Annotated in this window: 21 protein-coding genes and 2 pseudogenes; 9 read left to right on the top strand and 14 right to left on the bottom strand. The window is 60.9% G+C overall.

The window, feature by feature from the left end; translation table 11 throughout:
* From tagH to NKI70_RS25265, 9 genes are read right to left on the bottom strand one after another with little or no spacing between them, the layout of a single operon-like run.
* A complete protein-coding gene (gene tagH / locus NKI70_RS25305; RefSeq protein ID WP_352692814.1) occupies positions 1–1,476 on the bottom strand; it encodes a type VI secretion system-associated FHA domain protein TagH in 1,476 nt (491 codons plus the stop codon).
* Positions 1,473–2,534, bottom strand: coding sequence for a type VI secretion system baseplate subunit TssG (gene tssG, locus NKI70_RS25300; RefSeq protein ID WP_352692812.1), 1,062 nt, complete (start codon positions 2,532–2,534; stop codon positions 1,473–1,475). The genes tagH and tssG overlap by 4 nt, the downstream gene beginning before the upstream one ends.
* Positions 2,498–4,372 (bottom strand): type VI secretion system baseplate subunit TssF, encoded by a 1,875-nt coding sequence (tssF, locus tag NKI70_RS25295; RefSeq protein WP_352692810.1) that lies wholly within the window; start codon positions 4,370–4,372, stop codon positions 2,498–2,500. Before tssF ends, tssG begins: the two co-directional genes overlap by 37 nt.
* Before the next feature lies 1 nt (position 4,373).
* Positions 4,374–5,129, bottom strand: a complete 756-nt coding sequence (tssE, locus tag NKI70_RS25290; RefSeq protein WP_352692808.1) for a type VI secretion system baseplate subunit TssE — start codon at positions 5,127–5,129, stop codon at positions 4,374–4,376.
* A complete protein-coding gene (locus NKI70_RS25285; RefSeq protein WP_023678576.1) occupies positions 5,116–5,577 on the bottom strand; it encodes an Hcp family type VI secretion system effector in 462 nt (153 codons plus the stop codon). The genes tssE and NKI70_RS25285 overlap by 14 nt, the downstream gene beginning before the upstream one ends.
* Positions 5,578–5,623: 46 nt before the next feature.
* Positions 5,624–7,126: a type VI secretion system contractile sheath large subunit gene (gene tssC / locus NKI70_RS25280; protein WP_023720342.1), complete on the bottom strand. Its 1,503-nt coding sequence runs from the start codon at positions 7,124–7,126 to the stop codon at positions 5,624–5,626.
* Between the two features lie 2 nt (positions 7,127–7,128).
* Positions 7,129–7,665: a type VI secretion system contractile sheath small subunit gene (gene tssB, locus NKI70_RS25275; RefSeq protein ID WP_352452817.1), complete on the bottom strand. Its 537-nt coding sequence runs from the start codon at positions 7,663–7,665 to the stop codon at positions 7,129–7,131.
* A gap of 6 nt (positions 7,666–7,671) precedes the next feature.
* Positions 7,672–8,850: a type VI secretion system protein TssA gene (tssA, locus tag NKI70_RS25270; RefSeq protein ID WP_352692805.1), complete on the bottom strand. Its 1,179-nt coding sequence runs from the start codon at positions 8,848–8,850 to the stop codon at positions 7,672–7,674.
* A gap of 47 nt (positions 8,851–8,897) precedes the next feature.
* On the bottom strand, positions 8,898–9,119 hold the full coding sequence (locus NKI70_RS25265; RefSeq protein ID WP_352692803.1) for a hypothetical protein: 222 nt from the start codon (positions 9,117–9,119) through the stop codon (positions 8,898–8,900).
* A 67-nt stretch (positions 9,120–9,186) separates the two neighbouring features.
* Here NKI70_RS25265 and tssH point away from each other — a divergent pair, with 67 nt between their 5' ends.
* On the top strand, positions 9,187–11,937 hold the full coding sequence (gene tssH / locus NKI70_RS25260) for a type VI secretion system ATPase TssH (protein WP_352725097.1): 2,751 nt from the start codon (positions 9,187–9,189) through the stop codon (positions 11,935–11,937).
* 661 nt (positions 11,938–12,598) lie between these two features.
* Positions 12,599–12,781, top strand: a pseudogene (locus NKI70_RS25255) (DUF736 domain-containing protein); the annotation flags it as partial.
* 91 nt (positions 12,782–12,872) lie between these two features.
* Here the strand turns inward: NKI70_RS25255 and NKI70_RS25250 are convergent.
* The 3 genes from NKI70_RS25250 to NKI70_RS25240 form a co-directional block, all read right to left on the bottom strand.
* Positions 12,873–13,397, bottom strand: coding sequence for a Ros/MucR family transcriptional regulator (locus NKI70_RS25250; protein ID WP_352692799.1), 525 nt, complete (start codon positions 13,395–13,397; stop codon positions 12,873–12,875).
* A gap of 127 nt (positions 13,398–13,524) precedes the next feature.
* A complete protein-coding gene (locus NKI70_RS25245; RefSeq protein WP_352692797.1) occupies positions 13,525–13,881 on the bottom strand; it encodes an ABC transporter permease family protein in 357 nt (118 codons plus the stop codon).
* Between the two features lie 1,672 nt (positions 13,882–15,553).
* Positions 15,554–16,612: a LacI family DNA-binding transcriptional regulator gene (locus NKI70_RS25240; RefSeq protein ID WP_352692795.1), complete on the bottom strand. Its 1,059-nt coding sequence runs from the start codon at positions 16,610–16,612 to the stop codon at positions 15,554–15,556.
* Positions 16,613–16,773: 161 nt separating this feature from the next.
* Between NKI70_RS25240 and NKI70_RS25235 the strand changes: the two genes are divergently transcribed.
* The 7 genes from NKI70_RS25235 to NKI70_RS25205 all read left to right on the top strand — a co-directional run bounded on the left by NKI70_RS25235 (position 16,774) and on the right by NKI70_RS25205 (position 23,678).
* Complete coding sequence (locus NKI70_RS25235) at positions 16,774–17,763, top strand: autoinducer 2 ABC transporter substrate-binding protein (protein WP_352692793.1); 990 nt, start codon at positions 16,774–16,776, stop codon at positions 17,761–17,763.
* A gap of 86 nt (positions 17,764–17,849) precedes the next feature.
* On the top strand, positions 17,850–19,364 hold the full coding sequence (locus NKI70_RS25230; protein WP_352692791.1) for a sugar ABC transporter ATP-binding protein: 1,515 nt from the start codon (positions 17,850–17,852) through the stop codon (positions 19,362–19,364).
* Entirely contained in the window at positions 19,357–20,358 is a 1,002-nt protein-coding gene (locus NKI70_RS25225; protein ID WP_352692789.1) for an ABC transporter permease, read from the top strand. The genes NKI70_RS25230 and NKI70_RS25225 overlap by 8 nt, the downstream gene beginning before the upstream one ends.
* Positions 20,355–21,350, top strand: coding sequence for an ABC transporter permease (locus NKI70_RS25220; protein WP_352725095.1), 996 nt, complete (start codon positions 20,355–20,357; stop codon positions 21,348–21,350). The genes NKI70_RS25225 and NKI70_RS25220 overlap by 4 nt, the downstream gene beginning before the upstream one ends.
* Before the next feature lie 5 nt (positions 21,351–21,355).
* Positions 21,356–22,204, top strand: coding sequence for a sugar phosphate isomerase/epimerase family protein (locus NKI70_RS25215; RefSeq protein WP_352453096.1), 849 nt, complete (start codon positions 21,356–21,358; stop codon positions 22,202–22,204).
* A 75-nt stretch (positions 22,205–22,279) separates the two neighbouring features.
* Positions 22,280–22,864, top strand: a complete 585-nt coding sequence (locus NKI70_RS25210) for a class I SAM-dependent methyltransferase (RefSeq protein ID WP_352725093.1) — start codon at positions 22,280–22,282, stop codon at positions 22,862–22,864.
* A 139-nt stretch (positions 22,865–23,003) separates the two neighbouring features.
* Positions 23,004–23,678, top strand: coding sequence for a protein-L-isoaspartate(D-aspartate) O-methyltransferase (locus NKI70_RS25205; RefSeq protein WP_352453098.1), 675 nt, complete (start codon positions 23,004–23,006; stop codon positions 23,676–23,678).
* Positions 23,679–23,743: 65 nt separating this feature from the next.
* On the opposite strand, the gene NKI70_RS25200 is transcribed toward NKI70_RS25205, so the two are convergent.
* Positions 23,744–24,178, bottom strand: a complete 435-nt coding sequence (locus NKI70_RS25200) for a ParB/RepB/Spo0J family partition protein (RefSeq protein WP_352692856.1) — start codon at positions 24,176–24,178, stop codon at positions 23,744–23,746.
* A gap of 146 nt (positions 24,179–24,324) precedes the next feature.
* Positions 24,325–24,486, bottom strand: a pseudogene (locus NKI70_RS25195) (hypothetical protein); the annotation flags it as partial.
* Positions 24,487–24,978 lie beyond the last annotated feature (492 nt).

The raw sequence follows: 24,978 nt of genomic DNA, 5'->3' as shown, positions 1-24,978 counted from the left end.
TTACTCCTCCTCATATGCATCCCGAAAATCGGCGCCGATTTCGCCGAGAAAGCTCTTTTCCGCGCTCTCGGCGATTTCACGATGGCGTTTCTGGTAGAGCTCCCACAGCCTGGCGCCGCGCCCGCCCGACAACAGCGTGCCGATCGCGGAACTCGATTTCAGCTCTTCTTCGATGGCTGCCGGCTCAAAACGGTCGACCATCCGCCGCAAGGCAGCCTGCACGCCGCGCCAGGCGCGCACGTGATGCTGTGCCAGATCGCGAACCGCATCCGCGATAGCCGCTTCGCCGGCGAGAAATCCGGGGCTGCGTTCGGCGATAAGCATCACGATTGAGTCGTCGACCGTGGGCAGAAACTTGAGTGGATTGACCTCGGAGGCTCCGACCATTGTCTGGGCAACGCGGGCATTTCCCTTTTCTTCGGCACGCTTGCGCAGCAGCTGCATCAATCCTTCCATCATAAGCCGGTATTCGCGGCCGAACTTTTCCATCTCGGCGACGGCGTCGCGCCCGGGAAAATCGGCTTCCGCGACACCCATACCGCGCAGGAATGCGGTGCGAAGCGCCATGTCGGCGTGCTGCCTCGCAGGCGGCTGGCGGGCTGGGCTGGCGGCTGCGCCTGCCCGTATTGGGGGAGGGGCATCTGCCCCTCGCACGGGCACGTCCCAGGGATTGGCCGCTTGCTGTGGCTGGGCGTCGCCCTCGCGCTGCCCGGTTGAGCTGGCGCCGCTTCCCGGGTTGGGCGCTGTGGCTGGACCAAAACCGAAGTCGTCGCTGAATTCCGGCAGCTTTGCCGTCGCAGGCTCCGTAGCGCCGTTGGGGAACGACACCGACTCGAGGCCAAATGGGTCTGTCTGCTTGGGTGCGCTGGCTGGTTCTGGATAGTTTGCGGTGCCTTTGGATACTGGTGTTGCGATCGGATCGAGGCTGAACGGGTCGTCGAAAGCAGGCGAGCTGCGCTGTCTGGAATTGGCGCGTTCGAACGCACCCGGGATCGGCTGCTCGAACGGGTTCGGCAGCTCGGCTGGACGTGGCCGCTGCGGCTCCTCTTCCACGGCGGCTGAAAAGAAATCGTCACGGCCGATGCTGACCGGCGCCCGAGACGCCAGCGGTGAGCGCTCCGGAACCGGCGCTGCGGCTGCTGCTGTAGCTTGGGCACTAGACGTCTGCAGATCGACATGCACGATGTAATCGCCCAGTCTCAGCCGCATGCCATTGCGAAGACGCGTCGACTTGCCGGCGCCGAGCGGGCTGTCGGAGTCGTCTATGAACAATCCGCTGCTCGACGTATCGGTGACGAAATATCCGTCGCGCCCACCGCTGATCCTGCAATGGGCGCGCGAAACGAACATGTCGGGATCGTCGATCTGCCAGCCGGCGTCCGCGCTGCGGCCGATCACCAGTTCCCCCTCGTCAAGCCGGGTCTGCCGTACCGCCTGGGTGCGTGGCCCTTGCTCCAGCGTCAGCAGCAGACTCATGCCGCGACCTCCGCCCCTTCCTGCCGCCAGCCGACTAGTGTCCGCAGCCGCATGTCGTCAGCATCGCCCCTTTCAGCGGGCCGCGCAAGCCACGCGGTCCGGGCGAGTTGCACGGTTCCAATACGCGGCGGCGGAACGGCATCGCGCGCCAGCACGATGCGCAGATCGACGTCGAGCGATGCGCCGACCATGTCCCTAACGGCTTGCTTGAACAATTTGAGGCGTTGACCGCCCGGCAGGAACGCCTTGAACTCCTCATAGCCCAGCGGGCCGACGCGGAGCTCGATCCTGCTTTGACGGTTGAAGACGCGCGGACCGATCGTCGCTTCCCGACCGAGCCCTGCGTAGGCTTTGCCAACGCGGGTCTGGAGCGCGGCTGGTATGGTCATCCAGGCAGCGATGAACTCCCTGATCTGGACCGGCACCTTGAACGCCTCAGCCAGGAACAATGTCAGCCGCTCGGGGCCGTCGACCTGATTGGCAAGCGAAGCGGCCTGGCGCAGCTTCACTGCGTCCAGTTCGGGGTTGTAGGTGCCGGGAAGCCCTATTCCCGCCATGGCTTCAAGCATGGCGCGAACGCGCCCACCTACCGGGCGCTCGACCTGAACCGCCGGATGCGCATCCGCCCACGCCCTGTAATACAGCGCAATCATGCGGTTCTGAAGAATGTTGACGAAGTCCATGAACGTCGTGTCGCTGGTCTGCTGCGCATCGGCGCCGGTGAACCAGCGTTGCGACAGGCGATCGAGTACCCAGCGCGTCAAATGCAGGGGCATCGGACCTTCAGGCCCCATCAGACCAATGTTTGCGACCGTGACCCGAGCGGGCGCTTTGTCAGTCGCTTCGCGGAATTCTGCCAAGTCCTTGGCGAAAAAGCTGAGACGGACATGCTGCCCGAGCCGCGACGGCTCGCGCTCCGGCGGGCCGGAATAGCCGAACAGCCCGCCTCTTCGTTCGAGTCGCCGCAACAACTCGAAGAAGTCGAATGCATCCGACAGCTCTTCGGACCGGCCAGGCTTGTCTAGATCAGGTAGCGATTGCCGGGCGTCATGGGCCATGGCACATCCTCCTGCTTCTGCAGCAGCCATGTGCGGGTTCGCACAAAGCCGTTTATTCCGGCATGACGGGCAAACAGCCGTGCCAGCAAGGCCGAAAGCAGCAAGGTGCTCTGCCCCGCCAGAACCGATTGATCGACATGCAATGTCACCTCCGTGCCTCGTCCGAAGCACATCGGCCCATCGATCTGCAGCCGTTCGATGACCGACCGGGAGTCGATGCGCACGATCGAGTGCACATTGCGGGCGAGGCTCGGGTCTCCCCTGTCGGCGTAAAGCTCAAGCAGCGCATGCAGCGGATCGACGCCGCGACCTTCTTTTGCAAGGCTTAGAAAGTTGAGCGCGAGCTGCGCTACAAGCCGCCAGGCGAGATTGTCGGCTCGCGATTCACCCGCCGCGCCCGCCGGCAGCGCTGCGGGGATGGCTGGGCGAGGCGGGCGCAATGCGCCGAGAAGCCGGATCGTCTCGACCGGATCGCCGGCTTCCAGAGTCAAGGTAGGGTTGTCGTCAAGAATCGGCAGATCGCGGTTGGTGCAGAGCGCCACGACGTCGACGCGCTTCAGCGGCCGGTTCGGAGGACTTTCCGCGGGACGCGAAATCGCCAGGAAAACGTCGTCGCCCGTGTATGAAGTACGGGTGAGGCCGTCGCGCCGTTCCTCCTCCGTCGGGCGGCGTGGGCGCCGTTCGGTGGAATAAACCCAACCGCTGCCGCGGTTCTGTCCCAGGCTGAAGAGCTCCGGGATTGCGGCGTCGCTCCCCTCGCTGTCGGCGTCCTCGACGCGGATAACCCGATAGATTTCGAAGTCCCGCGCTCGCGTGCGGTCGGCATGCAGCACCTGCCGCGTCTTGCGTGGATCGAGCTCGACGACGTTGCACTCACGTTCGAACAGATTGATGATCGGCGTTGCGAAAAGTTCAAAATCGGCCGCCGTCACATCGGCAACTTCAGGCACCGGACGCCTGAAGATGAAGATTATCTCGAGTTCGGCTGTGCATGTGCGCACGATGGGCTGCAATCCCGAAACCCGAGCATAATGAAAGCGCTCCGGCATCATGAAATATTCGCGCAGAAGACGGTACCCTTCGAAGGTCGGACGTGTACGAGGCATCAGCGCCTCGTCATCGTTGATGCCGACCATTTCAGGTACCGGCAACGGCGATATCGGGTTGGCCTTGCCTTCCGGCCGTGCACCAACGGCCGCGCAGGCGCCGAAAATCGCGTCGAAAAGCAGTGGTGCCTTGGTGCGCGCGGAAAAGTAGAGATCAAGCCGGTCGAGCGACAGTTCGTCGAGCTTGCCTTTTCCGGTACGAGCCAGCGTGATGCGAAGCGCCGCCTCGCCATCCACACCGCCGATCCGCGCGATGCCGGCTGCAGCCAAGGCGCTGCGATCCTGAAAATAGCCGACCGAGGTGATGGCAATCGGCCACAGCGTGATGTCCTGGGCGGTGGTGAACGTGCAACGCGTCGACAGGCCTGGCTGGAGGCTGGAAACCAGACGCGTATTGCGTTTGACGACATGGCCCCCAATCATTGTCTGGACCTGCTGGCCGGGTTTGAACACCACCACGGCCGTTGCCGGCGCCGGCGTGACAAGATCGGGATAGAGAACATCAAGGACGGCGCGCGAGAAACGCGAGCGTTCCGCATCGACCTTGAGTCGGGTCCGCGCGGCCAAAAAAGCAACGCCGTCAAGCAGCCGCTCGACGTAAGGGTCCGGACAGGGGACCGTATCGAGTGAAAGGTTGCGCGCCACCGCGGGATGCATGTCGGCAAATTCTGCCGCGAGCGCGCGGATATGGGTCAGTTCCTCCTCGTAATATTCTACGAAGACCCGGTCCATCTCAGGCTTCCCTAAATTCGGTCCGAGCCAAGCCGTTATCGAGATTGATCGTGGTGCGCAGGCGCATACGTTCGGGCGTGGGCGTCATGATCAACACCGCATCTATCTCGATCCTCAGGCCCACGGTTTTGTCGCCAAGGGTTACGGCAACCTTTGTTGCACTGTCCTTGAGACGCGGCTCGAAGGTGGCAAGCACCGAGCGGATCTCGCGCGCAAGGGCCTCGCGATCAAAGTCGCGGGAAGAACGGCCCGAGAAGGAAGGCACTCCGTAATTGACGACGCTGCGACGCACCTCCGGAAAATCGGCGAGCGACGGTGGGTTGTCCGTGGCCTGTTCGCTTTCAAGGTCGGAAAGCAGCGGAACGGCCTCGAAGCGCTCGGTATTGAACAAAGCCTCGACATCGCGCCGCACGGCTTCCTTGAGCACACGCGCCGACACCACCACGCCGCGGCTTTCGATTTCAGCGCGGTGCTGGCTCTGAAAGGCCAGGCGATGCAGACGCCGCTTCTGGTCGGCCGCCAACTCCGCGTCGGCGTCGATGAGCCGCGCGCTGGCCGCAACAAGATTGTCCAGCCGCTCCGCGCCAAGCTCGTCCTGCAGTGCCTGGCGCAGCCCGTCTATCTCGGAGGTCATACCCGGCAGATCGTTTACGAGGCGGTCCCATAGAGAGGGCTGGACGGCTTCGCGCTTTGCTCGCGAGCTGCCGCTACCCAGCGACTTGTCCGCGCCGGGCCGCCGGGCCTCACTTGCCGACATAGACATCCATTTCGATTTCGTCGTTGTCGTCGTAGACGAACTTTATTTTCTTGTAGGCAAAGCTGACCTCTTCCTCGATCAGGTCCTCCTCATCCTCGGCCTGCGACATGTCGTATTCCATGATCGAGGCGTCGGTGAGTGTGACGACCAGGTAATCCTTGGTCTCGCCATCAATGGTCCGCCGTGCCGAAAACACGACTTCGTCCAGGGCCTTGTTTTCGAACAGCGCCTTTTTCAGGTAGGGCGAGGACTTGTCATAATGCTTGGTGAACTTGATCATACCCAAGGATACACGACCGCGGCGCGAGAGCGAGTTTGGATCATAGGGTGCGATCATCTTGTAATCGACGCCATGGATTTCGATTTCGTCCTCATGGCCATCACGAGTGCTTGGACCTTTGATATCCGGAACCTTTAGAAAGCCATCAATCTTCGTATTTGTGGGCATTGTCTTTCTCCACCGCTTTCAAAAACCAAGATGTTGTTGCTGCAAATCAAGTCTTTACGGACGGAAGTTCCGAAACCAGCCGGAGCGAGGCATTGATACCCTCCAGCTGATAATGCGGGCGCAGATAGAAGCGGGCATTGTAGTAGCCTGGGCGTCCCTCCACGCTGTCCACCTGAACCTCGGCGGCGGCGAGCGGGCGCTTGGCGCGCGCCTTGTCATCGGCAAACGCCGGGTTGGCCAGCACATACCGGTTGATCCATTCGGTCAGCCAGATCTGCATGTCGGAGCGCTCCTTGAACGAACCGACCTTGTCGCGCGCGATCGCCTTGAGGTAGTGGGCAAAGCGCGAGACCGGGAAAAGGTAGGGCAGGTTGGCGCTCAGCCGCTCGTTGGCCTGCGCATCGGGGTCGACCAGCCGTCCCGCCCTTGTCTCGTCGTCCTGCAGCGAATGGGCGCCAATGAAGGCGGCGAGATCGGTGTTTTTTCGATGCAGGATGGGCATCAGGCCGAGCTTGGCCAGCTCCGCCTCGCGCCGGTCGTCGATGGCGACCTCCGTCGGACATTTCATCGCTATCGAGCCATCATCGGTCGGGAAGCTGTGCACTGGCAGGTTGAGGACCGTGCCGCCATTTTCGACGCCGCGGATCTGCGTACCCCAGCCATAGAGCTTGTGGCTGCGGTTTATGTTCACGCCCATCGGGAAGGCAGCGTTCATCCAGACATATTTATTGTGGTCGCCATGCACCTCCTCCTCGAAGGTGAAGCCCTTCACCGGAACGGTATCGGTGCCATACGGCAGCCGCGCCAGAACGCGAGGCATGGTCAGGCCGATGTAGCGTGCATCCTCGCTCTCGCGCAGCGACTGCCAGGAGGCATAGGCGGGGTTGGAGACGATCTGCTGCAGGTCCTGCGGATTCGGCAATTCCTGCCAGCTATCCATGCGGAACAGGCGAGGCGAGGCAGCTGCGATAAAAGGCGTGTGCGCTGAGGCGCAGATGCCGGAGATGTTGCGCAGCAGACCGACGTCGCGCGGGTGGTTGGAGAATTCGTACGCACCGATCACACAGCCGATCGGCTCGCCGCCAAGCATCGAATACTCGTCCGTGTAGACTTTCTTGAAGATCGGGCTCTGATCCCACATCTGGCCCTCATAATCCTCAAGCGTGTCGGCCAGCTGCTCCTTGGAGATGTTCATCACCCGGATCTTCAGCTTCTGATCCGTCTCGGTATTGTTTACGAGATACCACAGGCCACGCCATGTGCCCTCCATTTCGCGCACTTCCGGCGCGTGCAGGATCTCGTTGACCTGTTCGGAAAGCATCTTGTCGATTCCGGCAATCAGCGACTTGATCGACTTGATCGCATTCGACGAGATGGTCGTGGTATCGGAACGTGTCTGCGCTGCAAGTGCGAGATTGCGCACCAATTGCTGCAGCTTTTCGCTGTCGTCCTTCTTGACCTTGAAATCCTTCTCGAGGAGTCCGCTGAATTCTCCAAGATCAATGGTTTCCGCCTCGGCGACGGCGGCGGTTTTTTGCTGTTCGGCCATGGTCATTCCCCTGCCTTGTCGTCCGCCAGTGCCTGGCTGGCGATCTGGCCAAGAAGCGGTTCATTGTTCAGCAGTTGCGCAATACGCTTTTCGGCGTCGACGCGCCCGTCCATGAAGCCGAGAAGTTCCTCGAGTTGGCGGCGCATCTTGAGGATTTCGGCCAATTGGGGCACCTGCTCGGCAATCTTGTCCGGCGCAAAATCGCCCATCTTGGTGAAGGTGAGGTCGAGCGCCAGCTCCTCGTCCCGCTCGGCGCCTTCGGCCTGGGGCAGCGTATTCTTCACGCGGGCTTTCACGCGTGGTCCAAGTGCCTCCATGAAACGCGGGAAACGGTTCGCATCGGTCTCGACAAGGGAGCGGTCCAGTATCGACTTCGACGCTTCCTTGGTCTGCGAAGCGCCTGAAAGGTCCGCCATGACGGCCATGACGAACGGCAGCTCGATTGTCGTTGGACTGCCATAGGTTTCCACGTCATAGGCGATCTGCACCCGCGGCGCGCGATTTCGTTCGATGACCTTGGCTTTGCTTTCGGCTGGCATTGCTTGCTACCTTTCATCCTTCTGAGCCGTCTTCTTGGCATCGGGAACGCCGGCAAGAAGCCGGAACTCCTTCAATCCCGACGGGGCGAGATCTTCCATCAGTTCTACAAAATCCATATGCACCATCCGGCGCACACGGCGGGCGAGGTGGGGAATCGGGCTCGACGGTTCGGTGCGGTCATAAAAGGCGACTACGAGGTCCAGGCATTTCACCACGTCGTCGCGCGATGAAATCCTGTCAGGGAGTCCGGTGCTCGAGTCCGCGCAGCCAGCCACACTTGCCATTGCATCGGCTCCATGACCGTTTCGGGCAGGCATTACCGGTTCTGCAAGCGAAGGGGACGGCTTTGCCGAGCCATTCGCCATCGCGCCGGCAGCCGAGTTGCGCTCGAGGGTTGTCAACAAACGCTGCAGGAACCGTTTTAATTCCGGAACGGTGGTCCCGCCGCTGCCTTCAAGGCGAGCGTTGAGGGCTGTCTCGATGGCTTCCAGTGCCGCGACCGCCGCGCGCGCATTGGCGATGAGCGACTGCATTTCCTCATTGGCTTGATCCGCCTGTGCCGCGCACCCGGCACGGACCCGATTCAACAGTTGTCCGTGCGCACTGACAAGCGCTGCCTTTTCGGCCGCATTCAATCCTGACGCTGCTTCTTGCAGCATGACGCGGTCGTCGAGCGCAGCGTGTTCCAGGTCGCGTCCGCTGATCGGCCCGATCGAGCGTGGCGCAAAGAAAGTCATTTGCCGCAGGTTGGCCAGCAGCCCGTCCTGACCATTTTGAAGGTCGAGCAGCGCGTTGATGCGGCGCAAGGCGGCCTCGCGAGGCGACGTGTTGGGGCGCAGCGCCGGGTGCATGGTTTCCCAATGCAGGTCGAACGTCCGCCCAATAAGCGTCAGACCCTGCGCCAACCCGGCCAGTCCCTGCTCGTTGGCCAGTGCGCGTGTGACAATTACAATCAGGCGCAAGTCGCGGCCACGCGCGCGCAATTCCTCAGCCTTGGTGAGCACTGCTGGCCAGTCAACGGGAATGGTGCTTTGCGAGACCGGCCTGTTGTTGCCGTCATGGACAACCTTGACCTGGGGCTCCGTCAGGCGCTCCAGTTCGTGAAACGCCGGATCGTTACGCAAATCCTCTCCCGACGGATTTTCACCGTCGAGCGGAGCAAGCCAGAGTGCGACGTCGATCACACCGATCCCCCAGTCGCCGGCCCTGAGGCCGACCTGCCCCTACGTTATCACACGGTTGCGCTTTTCCACAATTCAGCGAGTGCGGAAAAATTAACAAAAGCTAATGCAGCCTTGTCTTGATTGTGGAATCCGAAAGGCGTGATTGCCGAGCCCTGGACCGGAAATGTCGTGCCTGGGATCTCAGGCTCGTGGTTGTTTGCAGCCGGCGATGCAGGATCTTCCACCAATGATGGGAGCCCGCATAATCGGGGATCGAAACCTTTGTTCATCCCGCACTTTGTCAAGCGGCTGCTTATGTGGCAGGTTATCCACTTGCAGAGTGCAGGAGCACGTTCGATGGAACAGCGCCGGTCATCGCAGAGTTTCAAGCGCAAGGAACTGGTCGGCAAGCTCAATCCTCTAGGGTTGCGCGCCTTCAAGGCAGCGGCCGACAGCGCCAAGCTGCGCGGCAATCCTTACGTCGAACTCGTCCACTTCATTGAGCAGCTCGTGCTCTCCGACCGCTCGGATGTGCAAATGATGATCGCCGATGCGGGACTGGATGCGAGCCGACTTACGGCCGATATGACGCGCGCGGTGGACAAACTGCCTTATGGCGCAACCTCGATCGAAGAGTTTTCGGACCATATCTTCCACGCCATCCAGGAGGCATGGAATCTGGCAACACTGGAATTCGGCGTGGAGGAGGTTCGCAGCGCACATGTTCTGCTTGCTTGCCTGAAGACACCGGTACTGGAAGGCCTGCTGTCGAAGATCAGCGGCGAGTTCGACAAAATTGACGCCGACGCCGTAGTGGCGCGCTTCGCCGATATCACGGAGGGCTCACTCGAAGCCGGCGCTTCGCCTACGGTCGCCGCGGCAGAGGCGCCGCGGCGGGTTCCGGGCGGGGATTCGGCACTGGCCAAATATGCCACCGACCTGACTCAGCGCGCCCGCGACGGAAAGATTGATCCGGTCGTCGGCCGCGATCCGGAGATCAGGCAGATTGTCGACATACTGATGCGGCGCCGCCAGAACAACCCGATCCTGACCGGGGAGGCGGGTGTCGGCAAGACCGCAGTCGTGGAGGGTTTTGCTCTGCGCATCGCCAAAGGCGATGTGCCGCCCCCACTGCAGGGAGTGAGCGTGCGCATGCTCGACGTTGGATTGATGCAGGCAGGCGCTAGCGTAAAGGGTGAATTCGAAAAGCGGCTGAAGGCCGTAATCGACGAAGTTCAATCCTCTGAAGCGCCGGTCATCCTCTTCATCGACGAAGCTCATACCCTGATCGGTGCCGGTGGTGCTGCCGGAACCGGCGACGCTGCCAATCTGCTCAAGCCGGCGCTGGCGCGCGGCGAACTTCGCACGATAGCGGCAACGACCTGGTCGGAATACAAGCAGCACATCGAGAAAGACCCGGCACTGACCCGCCGCTTCCAGGTGATAAAGATCGACGAGCCTTCGGAATCGGTTGCCATCCTCATGTTGCGCGGCGTAGCCGGCGTTCTCGAACAGCACCACGAAGTGCAGATATTGGACGAGGCGATCGACGCGGCGGTCGCCCTGTCGCATCGCTACATCCCGGCGCGGCAGTTGCCGGACAAGGCGGTCAGCCTTCTCGACACCGCCTGCGCGCGTGTCGCCGTATCGCAGCACGCCACGCCGGCCGAGGTCGAGGACATCATGCGCCGTCGTCAGGCGCTGGAGGTCGAGCGCGGCATTATCGGCCGCGAGGCTGCAATCGGCATCGAAGTGGCTGAGCGGCAGGCACGGGTCGAGGCTGGGCTTGCTGAGACCGAACGCACGCTAGCAGCCGCGCAACAGCGCTGGGAGCGCGAAAAGGCGCTGGTGGCCGAGATACTCGAACTGCGCGCCAGGCTACGCGGTGACGGCGTGCCTCTCGATGCCGTGGAAGGGCAGGAGGCCGCCACTGAGACAGAGAGCGTGGACCTGCCGGAGACCGAACGGTCCAACGCCGGGACGAAGGTTGCGGCGGGAGGCGGTACTTCTCCTCCCGATCCGGCTGCCGATCTCGCTCGGCTGCGCGAACTGATGAGCGAACTGGCCGAGGCGCAAGGCGAAACACCGCTGATCCTGCCATCGGTCGACCGCAACGCCGTGGCGGCCGTGGTCCAGGACTGGACGGGCATCCCGACGGGGCGGATGCTGTCGAGTCAGACCGAGAAGGCGCTGCGGCTCGCGGCCACTCTGTCCGAGCGCGTTGTCGGACAGGATCACGCCATGGAGATGATCGCCAAGCGCGTGCAGACCAGCCGCGCCGGTCTCGGCGCTCCGGAAAAGCCGGTGGGTGTATTCCTGCTTTGCGGCCCCTCGGGCGTCGGCAAGACCGAAACCGCCTTGGCACTGGCCGAAACGCTATACGGCGGAGAGCAGAACCTGATCTCGATCAACATGTCTGAATTCCAGGAGGCGCATACGGTCTCTACCTTGAAGGGCGCGCCGCCCGGCTATGTCGGCTACGGCAAGGGAGGAATTCTCACCGAGGCGGTGCGACGCAAACCCTATTCGGTGATCCTGCTCGACGAGGTCGAGAAGGCGCATCCAGACGTGCACGAAATCTTCTTCCAGGTCTTTGACAAAGGGATGATGGACGACAGTGAAGGTAGACGCATCGATTTCAAGAACACGCTGATCCTTCTTACGTCGAATGTCGGCTCCGAAGTGATTATGGACCGGACAAGGAATGGCACGGTCCGGGCAGGGCTCGACGAACTGGACACCGCATTACGCAGCCCATTGCTGAAAGTCTTCCCTGCGGCCTTTCTCGGCCGGGTGGTGACCATCCCCTACTTTCCGCTTTCGGATTCGATGATCGAAGCGATCACCCGTCATCAGTTCGCCAAGATTGCTCGCCGGCTGCGCGCGACCAACGATGCGGAATTGGTGATCGGCGACGGTGTAATGGATCTGGTCAAGACCCGCTGCACGGAGATCGAATCCGGCGGCAGAATGATTGACGCCATCCTAACCAACACGCTTCTTCCGGAACTGAGCCGCGGCGTGCTGAACCGGTCGCTCACGGGCGAAAAGATGACGAAGGTCACGGTTGGCGCCTCAGGCCAAGGGTTTACCTATTCCTTCGAATAGGCCAGGCGAATTATGGCGGGCCCCTTTCGGCCGATTACTGCATTGAGCTGATGTCCGCTAATTGATACCTGCGGCTTGCACGCGCTCAGCTCGCTATCCGAGGACAATCATCGCCGCCATCGCCCGCAGTTCTGCCTGCTGGAAAAGCGCGCAGCCGACCGGCGAGCGAGATGCGGTGCATAGCAGAGGGCACATGATGACTTTAGCAATCTCGCCCTCGGAAGCTGAATTTTCGTATGATGACTTCGATTTTATCTTGCGCCGGGAGTATGCGACGTCATGGCCCGCAAAAGTTGGAGGACCCATGCAGCAGGTCGAACATCGAACGTCCCGCAGGTCGTTCGTTTCGGAGGTCGCAGATGCGCCGCGTGACCAGATCGAAGCAGGCTTCTACGCGCCTACTGACAAATTGCCGACAGAACCCCGCGCTTATCTAGCACGCGTTCACATCCTCGGCGGACAGGTTGGGAGCCTCAAGGCGCTCGGGCCTTGTCTTGACCGCTTGGTACCGATCACCAACGGCACGGAGCGATGAGCGTCAGCCGGCGCCCCAAAGCCGCCACCAACAACTGGCGCGAGGCGCCAGCGTCACTTCGGATCGCCGCCACCTCGGCGTGAAGGACGGTGAGGTTCACCCCGGTCGAAGTCGAATGAGAAATGCTTCCGCATCTTCGCCGGCGCTACCGAGTTCGGCGCCGCATGGAAGAAGACCTCGCGCGCGGGCCGCGACTATCACTCGGTCAAGCTCGATGATCCGAGCTTCCCCGCTCCGATCTATGCGAGCCTGGTCGAAACCGGGACCGAGGGCGAGTTCTCCCTCATCTGGTCCCGCCCCACCGCAGAGTCATCCGCCCAAACGGAGCACCGCCGCAAAAGGCGGGGCTTCGCCATGTTCAGGTCCGCTGCTGACTAGCACATACGTCGGGTGCAGCACTCTAAGCTTTAACGGGTGCCTTGCGCGCCTTCCTCACCGGCGACTTGATTGCGGTTGTCGCTGCCGCGGTGCGAACAGCTCGTTTTGGTTTTTCTGCCGCAGCTATTGCTGGCACTGCTGCCTTGCGCCCCAGGCCTATCGATTTCGCCAGGGCCGAGCGGGTAGCCGCGTAGTTCGGCGCCACCATCGGATAATCCGAGGGCAGGTTCCATTTCTGACGGTATTGGTCAGGGCTCAGATTGTAATGCGTTCTGATATGCCGCTTCAAAGATTTGAACTTTTTCCCGTCTTCCAGGCAGATGATGAAATCAGGTGTCACCGATATCTTAATCGACACCGCGGGCTCCAGTTTGACTGCGGCCGGAGCCACGGGCTTGCCGACCCCTTGCAAAGCGGCATGGGTGTCCCCGATCAGCTTCGACAACTCGCCGACCGGCAGAGGATTGTTCGAAACATAGGCGGAAACGATGTCGGCGGTAATTCGTACGAGATCAGCCTGGTCGTTTTGGTCTGGAGAAACGGTCATCGAGTTTTCCTCTTGTCTAATGGCGCACGTTGAAATGGATGAACTGTTTATTGCCAAGCAGGCAAATAATTCATTATTCCGCAACAAACCCTATTCCCCGCAAATATCAAGCCGGCAAGCTTCGCTTTCATCGCCTCCAGACAAGCTTGGACGCGCTCGATGTCGGCAGCCGTGCTGGTCGGGAATACTGAAAGCGAGCAGCGACTTCGGACAGCGCTGCCCTATTCCCGTGCGTACGGCACGCGAGCATGGCCGGGGCGCTGGCCCGCGAGCGACGGATCATCAGCGCGATGATCGCCGCAACATAGGGCATCATCAACATAGATTGGTAGGGAATGGCTATGCCGATGCCTTGGATTTGCAATTGCAGCGCATCGAGGAAGGAAAACACTAGTGCCGCTACCAAAATCGGGTAGGGCCGCCACAGGCCGGCGATGACGATGATGATCGCCAGCCAGCCGCGTCGGTTGGTCATGTCCGGCACGAAACGCGCCGCTTGGCCGACAGAAAGAAACGCGCTGCCAGCCCCGCCATCAGGCCGCCGAAGACCACGGCAGCATACTGGACCGGTGCAGAGGCATCTCCATGGGATATTTTCGCGCACCTACGCTCACATATGCCGGATAGTATAGCGAACTCGTGCACGGTGCCTGCCGCCATCTTCATACCTGATGGCGCCGTTCGCGTCCGTCTCGACCAGGCCAATAGCGACGTCAAAGTCATAGTCCCCATATAGCGAGACATTGTTGTTCACGACGCTGAGCTGGACGGACGTGGCATCTGGCTTCGCTATGAGGCTCTGACGCTCTACTCGCAAATGTTGGACTCGAGGACGTGGCGCCGCCTCGGAAGAGGTAGGCCCGCTACCGACGATGATCTGCCGAGGTTCGTCGAACGAGCGCTTAGAACAGGACCACCCTTGCCGTAGGTGTGGGAGGTTGAAGGCCTGCAAGGTCCTGGGTGGCTTCTCGACCAATGTGGGCATTTGGAATTCGATAAAGGACAGCCGGCCAAGGCCAGAGCTCCGTAGCATGCACCCGCACTCCAAATACAGCCATCGCATTAAGACGCAGGCCGAATAAATTTTCGCCAATATTCCGGACTGAGCGGCTAAGCAACGGTGGAGCAACCGTACGTTTGTTACATCCAATTGAAGCCAATCGGGAATAGTCCCAACGGGGCGTGTCTTTGGGGATGGATTGGATGAGCAATGCGCAAAGGGGACTCCAGTTCTAGGAGCATCGCTGCATTTCTAAATAGGGCCGAGTATGGCGACACAGTTTCGATGAAAACGGCACTGAAGCAAATTAGGCAGGCTGCGCCTTGTTTGGTCGCATCCGACGAAGAGCAACCGAGGCGATCGTCGAAGCAGCTGCCATGGGCCTGTCTCAATGAGTGGCATATTATCCTGGCGATTTGGCCTTGTTGAAACAGTGGTCTTTCATCGTGTCTGCGCCGAGGCCGGTATCTCGGTTAGTAGCCAGCAAGCGGAGCGCCTGAGCATGACCGCAATGGCACTCTTCTCGGACGGCGAGTTCGACGAGGCTGTTCTTTATGAACGCCTTCGGCTTGTGGCCGGCTCTCTGCCGAGAAAGGACCAAGCATGACTCCCATCATCGGGAAGCCCTAGCGAGCGTTGTCGGTCGATATGACCTCGTCGATCGACACGTGGGCGACAGGACAAGCGATCCCGCAGCAATACTGTGAGGCGAAGGGTTTGCTGCCTTTGCCGAACTTCCCTGCGCGCCGGTGTTCCACCGCGGAAAAAAGCCCGCCGCACGGTTGGGTGCGGCGGGGCCGGACGGGCGCTGTTGCACCAAGCGGGGACTTGGGTGGGCGGGCTTGCCAGGTGCGCGCGAGCCGTAGACAAACTTAGGCGCATGAGTTGGCCATACGTCTAGTAACCGCCAGTTGGACTGGCCCGAAATCAGGTTTCCACTGTCAAGGGACAGGACAGTTCCCGGAGCCCTGCCCGACGGGATCGACGCCGGCTGCATCCGACCGGTTCAGATCAGAGCCGTGCACACGTCATGAACAGGCAAAGCCGCGCACCCCTGTGAGGTACGAACCGCCGCTGGTTTCCATAACGACGCTACACGTCTCGGGTCTTGATACCTGCGTGCGGGGAGCTGTGCAAAGACCCGTTCTCGGGGCGCTCACGCTATATCCTTCAGCGTGTCGAGCGGCCCTTTCAAAGCGGACCTCGGTTGGATCAACTCCGGCGCAATCAGGAAAATCTGCGGGGCCGTCGGCGGTTCATTGATCAGTTCGAACGCTTTCGCAATCATCGCCTCAAAATTCTGCCGCACCATGATTACGGGGAAGGGCAGGAAAGAGGCGAATGGGTCATAGTCGTAGCAACCGACGACAAGCTCGCTAAACATCTCCGCCGGCCGGCCCGCCATGAAACGCAGCAGACCCTCCATATTGATCGACGAATTGATGAACAATGCGCGCGGCAGCTTGCCACGGCGTTGGCAAAATGCCTCGAAGGCACGCAACGTTATGTCGGGCGAATAGCCGGAGGACTGTACTCCGTCATCAGGGTCGGCGCCCAACAGTGCCTTTTTGGTCGCATGGAAAGCGGCGATGCGTTCGCGGCTTGCGTGGTCGTTGCGGCCGCCAAACAGAAACAGCTCGTCCGGCCGCAGGGGGTCATCATTGCCGAATTGGCGGATGATTGCCTCCGTCAGCATCCGCGCGCCCTCATAGTTGTCGCTGATCACCGAATGCGCCTTTGCTCCCGGTAGGTCGATGTTGACATGCCTCAGTCCCGCCGCCTCGCAGACCTCGTGCACGCCGTCCGGATCGGTGGCGCCGACGATGAAGAGCTGGTCGATTGAGTAGGAAATCAGCGTCTCCGCGGTCCGCCGTTCCTCTTCCGGGTCGCGGCTGGCACTGACCACGACCGGGCATTGACCGCGGCTGCGCACATGTCCCTCAAATGTCTGCGCCATGGAGGAGAAGTAGCGATTGTCGTGGATGGGCAGCATCAGGCCGACCAGGCCCGATCGCGACCGTCGCAAGCCTCGCGCCTGCAGATTGGTGGTGTACTGGTGGCGTTCGGCGAGGCTGAGAATTGTTTCCGCCGTGCTTTCTTTGATGCGGCGCTTGCGCCAAGTGCCATTCAGCACCGCGCTCACGGTCGACGGCGAACTGCCCGATAGCACGGACAGATCATAGATCGTCGCCTTCTTCTTGACCTGCTGATCCATGTGGCCCTCCGGAGGGTCTCTTTAGAGCAATATCCCGCTGGAGCAATATCTCCCTTGACGAGCGCATCTTGATGCAAGATAGTTTTTGCACCATCGATTGTGCAAGCACAAATCGGTGGCGGACGTATGTTCCCTTTGGGAACGCTATGGGAGGAGTACAGATGAAAAAAATCATGATCGCGGCGCTCGCCGCGACCCTTATGGTTGGCGGATCAATCGCTGCCATGGCTCAGCAGGCCGGCAAAGTCGGCGTCGTCGTCAAGATCGGCGGCATTCCCTGGTTCAACGCAATGGAGGCGGGGATCAAGGAGCGCGGCCAGAAGCTCGGCGTCGACGCATTCATGGTTGGCCCGACTAGTGCCGATCCGGCACTGCAAGTTCGCGCCATCGAGGATCTGATCGCACAGGGCGTCAAGGTCATAGGTGTCGTGCCGAATGACGCGAAGGTGCTTGAACCTGTCCTGCAGAAGGCGAAGGACGCCGGCATCATCGTGATCACGCATGAATCGCCCGGCCAGAAGGGCGCCGACTGGGATTTCGAACTCGCGTCCGCGACCGGCTTCGGCGAGGCTCATGCCAAGCTCTTGGCGGACAAGATGGGCGGCAAAGGTGAATATGCAGTCTTCGTTGGTTCGCTGACGGTGCCGCTGCACAATGCCTGGGCCGATGCGGCAATCGCGTATCTGAAGAAGAACCATCCGGACATGAAGCTTGTCGGCGATCGTTATGGCGTCGCCGAGGATGTGGACAAGAGCCGCAGCACTGCACTTGACCTGATTTCCGCCAATCCCGGCTTGAAAGGCTTCCTTGCCTTCGGCAGCCAAGGCCCGATCGGCGCTGGCCGCGCAATCGAAGAGCGCCGGAAGGTGGGCCAGATATTCGTGCTCGGCCCATTCTCGCCGGGGCAGGGACAGAAGCTCATCAAGAGCGACGCGATCTCCGGCGGCTTCATGTGGAATCCGAAGCAGGCGGGTGAGGTTTTCGTCACGCTGGCCGACCAGCTCATGAAGGGCAAAGAAGTCAAGGATGGCGATACGATCGAAGGGCTAGGGACAGTCAAGCCCGACTTCGAAAACCATAACATCATCGTCGATCAGCTGGTCCCGATCAACAAGGACACTGTCGACGGCCTTGCGGCGATGGGCCTGTAAAGCCTCGCAAGGCTGTGGCAGCCGGGCTGGCCTCGAGCCGGCCCGGCTGAGGATGTGTCAACGCGATTAGATCCAGGTTCAACTCGATGGCTGATCAGGCACCCGATGGCTCCGCGTCACGGCCGCTGCTATCGCTCCGAAATGTCAACATGACGTTTGGCGGCGTCAAGGCGCTGAAGAATGTCAGCTTCGAGGTTCTGCCGGGCGAGGTGCATTGCCTCGCCGGCGAGAACGGTTCAGGCAAGAGCACGCTGATCAAGGTCATCACTGGCGTGTACAGGCCCGAGGCCGGCGCCGAGATCGACTATGACGGCCAGAGCTACGCCCATATGTCACCGGTGACGGCGCAGGCCGGCGGAATTCAGGTCATCTGGCAGGACCTCGCCCTGTTCCCCGAGATGACCGTCGCCGAGAACATCGCGTTCCAGACTGTCATCGGCCGCTGGCCGCGACTGGTGAACTATGCCGAAATGCGGCGTGTCGCGACCAACGCCTTGCAACGTCTTGGTGTTACCCTCGATGTCGATCTCGCACTCCACAATTTTCCAATCGCACAGCGGCAGATCGTAGCTATAGCGCGCGCGCTCGTCGGCGAAGCGAAGCTTGTCTTCATGGACGAGCCGACGGCCTCGCTCACCCAATCTGAAACCGACTATCTGCTGGACATTGTGCGCAATCTGTCGGCGTCGGGCGTTGCCGTTGTGTTCGTCAGTCATCGCCTGGCGGAGGTTCTCGAAATCTCCAGCCGTGTGACGGTGCTGCGCGACGGCGCCTTGGTTGGCGTGTATCCGACCAAAGGTCTGACCCAATCGCGCATCACCGAGCTGATGACCGGTAAGACCTTCGACTATTCCGTCCTGCATCGCGATTTGAGCACGAGCCCGGTCATGCTTGAGGTTAAAGGGCTGTCGCGGCCCGGTGAATTCGAGGATGTGTCATTGACGGTCCGGCGCGGCGAGACGCTCGGCGTCACCGGCCTGCTTGGGGCAGGGCGCACCGAGCTGGCGTTGACCTTGTTCGGCATGCGCAAGCCGAGGTCCGGCTCTGTTGTGCTGGATGGCAGGCCCGTTCGCTTCGGTTCCAACCGTGACGCGATCGCCGCCGGCGTCGCCTATCTTTCGGAAGACCGGCTGTCGCTCGGCCTCATTCAGCCCCAATCAATTGCCGACAACATTGTCATTGCCTCGCTGGACAAGGTTCTTTCGGGCGGTTTCATTTCGAGCGATCGCAAAAGGTCCCTGGTCAGTAGCTGGATAAGGGATCTCGGCGTTAGGATCGGAATGCAGGAAGACGCGGTTTCGACCCTGTCGGGGGGAAATCAGCAACGTGTCGCCATTGCAAAATGGCTGGCCACTCAACCGAAACTGCTGATCCTCGACGGACCGACGGTCGGTGTTGATGTTGGCGCGCGTGCCGGCATATTCAATATCGTTTCCAAGCTGGCCGACAGCGGCCTGTCGATTATCCTGATCTCGGACGAGGTACCGGAAGTCTATTTCAACGCGGACCGTGTGCTGCACATGGCTCAGGGGCGCGTTGTCAGCGAATATATTCCCGGCGCCACGTCCCTCCAGGCGATCGAAGAGGCGGTCTATGCGTAGGTTTGTCCGCTCTCATGCAACAGAGCTGGCTTTGCTCGCCGTGATCGCGGTCATCTGCGCCTTTCTGTCGTTTGCGACAGACCGGTTCTTCACCCTCGGCAATGCGTTTGACCTCCTGAACACAAGTTCGGTCAACATCATCTTCGCCGTCGGTCTGCTCGTCGTGCTGATTGCCGGCGGCATTGACATCTCCTTCGCGGTTGCCGCCTCCGTGGTGCAATATCTGACGGCAATAGTCCTTGGCTGGATCGGCGGCGGGAATTGGATTGTCGGCCTCACCATCGCTGGCGCATTGGGCGTCACGTTGGGCTGCATCAATGCTTTCCTGATCCACAGGTTCAGGATCATCTCGATCGTCGCCACGATTTCGACCTTCAACATTTTTTTCGGCTTGCTGATGTTCTTCACAGGCGGCGTTTCGATCTACAATCTGCCGGACTGGCTCACCACCCGCGTGGTGCTGTTCGAGCGCGAGATGGCTGACGGCACCTGGGCGGAGATCACCCTACCCGTGCTCATTATGGCCATGTGCGTATTCGCTACCTGGGGGCTGATCACGCGCACGACCACTGGTCGCCAACTCTACGCTTTTGGCGACAATCCGGAAGGCGCGCGCCGCTTCGGCATCAATGTTGGGGCCATGCAATTTATCGCCTTCGGCTGGCTTGGCCTGATGGCAGGCATCGCCGGTCTCGTCCAAGCGCATTACGCGCAGGAAGTCGTGCCTAACGCCCTATATGGGCGCGAACTCGACGTCCTGGCAGCCGTGGTCCTTGGCGGTGCACGGCTTGGCGGCGGCAAAGGCAGCGTGCTCGGCTGCATTCTTGGCGTTCTGTTGGTCTCGATCACCCAGAACGGACTTAATTTGATGGGCGTGTCGCCTTTCGCGTTCAAGATGATCGTCGGCACCATCATCCTAGCCGCCATTACCCTGTCGAACACCAGCATCGAACGCCTGCTGCCGTTCCTGAAAAGCCGGCGGGTGCCTTCATGACGGCTGTGATTGAACGCGTCCGCAACTTGCTTGGCCCCGAACTGGCAGGTCCGCTTGCTGCGTTCGTGGTAGTCATGATCGTGTTCGGCATTGCCGCACCGAACTTCCTTTCCCGGGCCACTTTTGGCTCCGTCGCCTACCAGCTGCCGGAGCTCGGCCTGCTCACACTCGCCATGCTGCTCCCGATCCTGACCGGCGGCCTGAACCTGGCCATCACCTTCACCGCCAACATCGCCGGGCTGACGCTCGCTTGGATCCTTCAAAGCCAGGGCGGCGTCGACGCGGGCATCGGTGCCTTTGTCCTTGGCGCGATCCTTGCCCTTGCGGTCGGAGCACTTAGTGGACTGATCATGGGGCTCGTCATCGCCAACACCAAGGCTCACCCGATCCTGGTCTCGCTGTCGATGATGATTTTCCTGCGCGGTCTCGGTGAGTTCCTGACGCATGGCGGCGACGTGTCCGGCTTTCCCAGCTTCCTGGCGCCGATCGGCTACGGTTCGATTCTTGGTATCCCGGTTCCGTTGCTCATTTTCATCACCTGTGTGCTGATCTGGCAGCTCCTGCTGACACGCATGAAGCTAGGCTTCAACACCTATATGATCGGCTCCAACATCGAGGCCACGCGCTACTCCGGCATTAATACACGCAAGGTGCAGGTTCTGGTCTACACACTGTCCGGTGCGATGTGCGCGGTCGCCGGTATCATCATGCTGGCGCGCTTCAATTCGGTGCGTGTCGGCCACGGCGAGTCCTACCTGCTGATCACTGTGCTTGCCTGCTTTCTTGGCGGGGTCAATCCGTTCGGCGGCTTCGGTCGCGTGATCCCTGTCTTCGTCGCGCTCGTGGTGCTCCAGCTTCTGTCCTCGGGACTCAATCTGATGGGCGCCAACCAGCATCTGGCGACGGCGGTCTGGGGCATTTTGATGATCACCGTGATGATCCTGCGCTGGCTTGCTGGGCGCCTAAAGTTCCTAAACACAAACAAAGGGTGAGTTAGATGCATGGTTTTGGGGTCCACACCTCGATGTGGACGATGAACTGGGACCGGGCGGGCGCAGAGAAGGCGATCGCCGCTTCCGTCAAATACGGCATGGACTTTATCGAGATCGCGCTTCTGAACGCGCCGGCGGTCGATGCCGCGCATACGCGCGCCTTGCTCGAAAAGCACAATCTTCCAGCTGTTTGCTCGCTTGGCTTGCCGGAGCGGGCCTGGGCCTCGGTGCGGCCGGATGCCGCCATCGAACATCTCAAAGTGGCCATCGACAAGACTGCAGAGATGGGCGCTCTGGCGCTTTCCGGTGTGATTTTCGGTGGTATCGGTGAACGCACCGGCGTGCCACCCACCGACAAGGAATACGACAACATCGCGCATGTGCTGACCGTCGCCGCCAAGCACGCCAAGACGCGCGGCATAGAGCTCGGAATCGAGGCGGTGAACCGCTACGAGAACCACCTGATAAATACCGGGGCGCAGGCCGTCTGGATGCTCGAGAAAGTCGGCGCCGACAACATCTTTGTCCATCTCGACACCTATCACATGAACATCGAGGAGAAGGGGGCCGCCAATGGTATTCTGGCCGCTCGTGAGCACCTGAAATACATTCACTTGTCAGAGAGCGATCGCGGCACCCCGGGCACCGGCAACTGCCCCTGGGACGAGATCTACGCAACGCTCGCGGCGATCGGCTTCAAGGGCGGACTTGCCATGGAAAGCTTCATCAACATGCCGCCGGAAGTCTCCTATGGCCTCTCCGTCTGGCGGCCGGTCGCGAAGGACGAGGCCGAAGTGATGGGCAATGGCTTGCCTTTCCTGCGCAACAAGGCTCGCCAATACGGTCTGATCTGACCCAATGCATGACGGGCAGGAGGCGGACGGCGCGAATATCGCCGTCTTCGACGTTGGCAAAACCAGCTCTCGGCGATGACGTTCGACGGCGTGCTCGCCGAGAGTCTTTCTGTCCGCAACGAGGTTCGGCCCGGTACAACCTTGGCGGGAACCACGACCTCAAGGGCATTAGCGACTGGCTGTTCGGCTCGCTTGCCACTTTGTGCCGACAAGGAAATTCTCGATATTGGCTGCAACATGGGTGTCGTCGCCTATGAGATATCCAAGCTAAGACCCAGTTCGATCCATGGGATCGACATTGCCAAACCTCATATCGAAACGGCAAAAATGTTATTGAGGGGCTCCCCGGTACATGCCCGGTTCGATCGCCTAAATCTTGGCAGCCGGCGCCTCGGCAATATCCTTCTGCCGAAATACGATATCGTCCTGCTGCTGGCCGTCTATCAGCACATGCAGCGCAACATCGGCCCAGGCAAGGCGCGAAGGGTGCTTTCCAATATTGTGAGGCGCACCTCAAACGTCGTTGCCCGCGTTCCGCCTGGAACGGATGGCGAATTCATCGAAACGCTTGCCGATGAGGGCTGCACTCGGCATCTTCCCTCACCTCAACAGTCGTGCGTTCGTCTGAGTTCGTTTCTGCGAACGCGCCGTGGTCGATAACGACCAAAACGCAACGCCCAAATCACCTCCACTTGCCGTTGGGCACCCGCAACTGGAAACGATGGCGGGCGTTTCTGTGACTGAACGGGATATAAGACTACTGTGGCATCAAGCCTGGTTGAGGAAAAGCCCGACTGTCATGAAGCCAATGAACGAAGAGCATCTGGCGATCCTACGCAGGCACATGGTCGAGATGATTGCAATCCATACCGACCTTGCAAGCGAAGAACTCGGCAAGGCGGCGCTCGATGAGCGGGTGATGGCAGCGATGCGGCGAGTGCCGCGGCATCTCTTCGTTCCAGCCTCGGTTGCAGCTTATGCCTACCAGGACATGCCCCTGCCGATCGGCTTCGATAAAACCGTCTCGCAGCCGTTCATCGTCGCTCTCATGACCGATCTCCTTGCGCCGCAACCGCACGAGGCGGTGCTCGAGATCGGCACCGGCCTGGGCTATCAAACCGCAATTCTTGCGGAGCTCGCCGGGCAAGTTTGGAGCGTCGAAATCATCGAGGAATTCGCAATCCATGCGAAGGCTCTCCTGCAGGGCCTCGGCTTAGCCAATGTCGGCATTCGTGTCGGAGACGGGTCTCGTGGCTGGCCCGAGCACGCCCCATTCGACAAGATCCTGGTCACGGCGGCGGCTGAGCAGACCCCCCCGGCTTTACTGAAGCAACTCAAGCCGGGGGGACGCCTGGTTCTGCCTTTGGGATCTGAAGAAGCACAGTTTCTGACTGTCATCGACAAGGATGCGGCAGGGCAGCTCGGGACCCGGAAACTCATCCCGGTTCGGTTCAGCCGGCTCGAAACGGCCTAATGGAAGGTGCAGACAGCCGCGACGGGCAGCGCTTTCAAGCTTGGCTGCGACAAGGGCGTCCAGCTTCACGACATCGACGGCGAAACCGCCTCGCCTTCCTTGTCATCGAACAGATCGCGCCTGACGCTCCCGCCTGCCGCCTCGTAGGCGTCCAGCCCACCCAGGAAATTTGACCCTCTTGTCGCTTGCCCGAACGCCCCGCCAGCAAGCGCGGAACGAATGTTTTGCGCGTAACGGTTCCACGCCGGCAGTTCATTCCACACCCGTTCCTGCGCCTCGTGATCGTCGCTGATCGTGAAGGCCGAAAGCTGCTCAAAGGTCATGTCCTCGTTGCGGTAGGCTTCCAAGAGGCGCGGCGACACGCGACCAAGGGCAAGGCAGCGGCGCACAATCGTTTCGGCCGCGCCGAACCGTGCGGCAATGTCGGGGACCGACTTGCCTTCGTCCGCCAGATCGCGGAACGCCTCGTACTGGTCGACCGAGTGCATGTCCTCGCGCAAGACGTTTTCGGCAAGACTGGTCGCCTTCGCGTCCCCTCCCGCTCGCTCCTTGCATTCAACGGGGAATCCTTCGCGATCTCTCCCTTCTCGGCCAGCAGATTGAGTGCTGCGCGGCGTCGCCCGCCAGCGCTCACGAAATAGCGGCCCTTCTTGTCGCCCTTCATGACGACAAGGTTTTGCAGCAGCCTGTAGCCATCGGCCCTGTTGCTCGCTGCCAGCGCCGCGATACCCTCGGCGCTATAGGTTTTGCGGACGTTCTTCGGGTCTACGTCCAGCTTGTTCAATGAAATGGTTATGGTCTCGGTCATGATGCTTTCTCCTGATTTCCCTTTTTCCCGCGAAGCGAAATCCTGCCCGAAGGGGCAGGAGCCCCGCTCCTGCTCCCGAGCTCGTGCGGAACAGCGGCGGAGAGGGGGCAAGACGACAAATCGGACGGGGATCACCCGCCCGAAGGCGAAGCCGGGGGTCGGCGCCGATCCGCGTATGTGGATCCGCGTCGATCCTGCACAGAGCGCGGCCCTGGCCGCGCGGAGGAAGGACGGGGAGACCGATTTTCCCCTTGCAGGGGAGAGGGGGCAGAGCCGCCCTTTCCCCCCTCTTTTCACTACTAACCCTGACCCGGCTGGGCTGGCGGCCGCCGCCCTGTGGAAGCAGGCGCGGCGCCGTCGGTCACGACGGCTGGTTGTCGTTGCCGGATTTGCCCTTGAACTCAACCGCACCCGACCAGGCTGCGCAACCCCGACCAGCTGCGCCTGGCCAGTGCTCTACCTCAGCCAAGTCGTGAGGGACCACGGCAGCAG

It is taken from the genome of Mesorhizobium sp. M0500, from assembly GCF_040321165.1.
GTDB lineage: Bacteria > Pseudomonadota > Alphaproteobacteria > Rhizobiales > Rhizobiaceae > Mesorhizobium.
The sequence above is the reverse complement of the archived record's forward strand: the minus strand, read 5'-3'. Positions and strand labels throughout refer to the sequence as shown.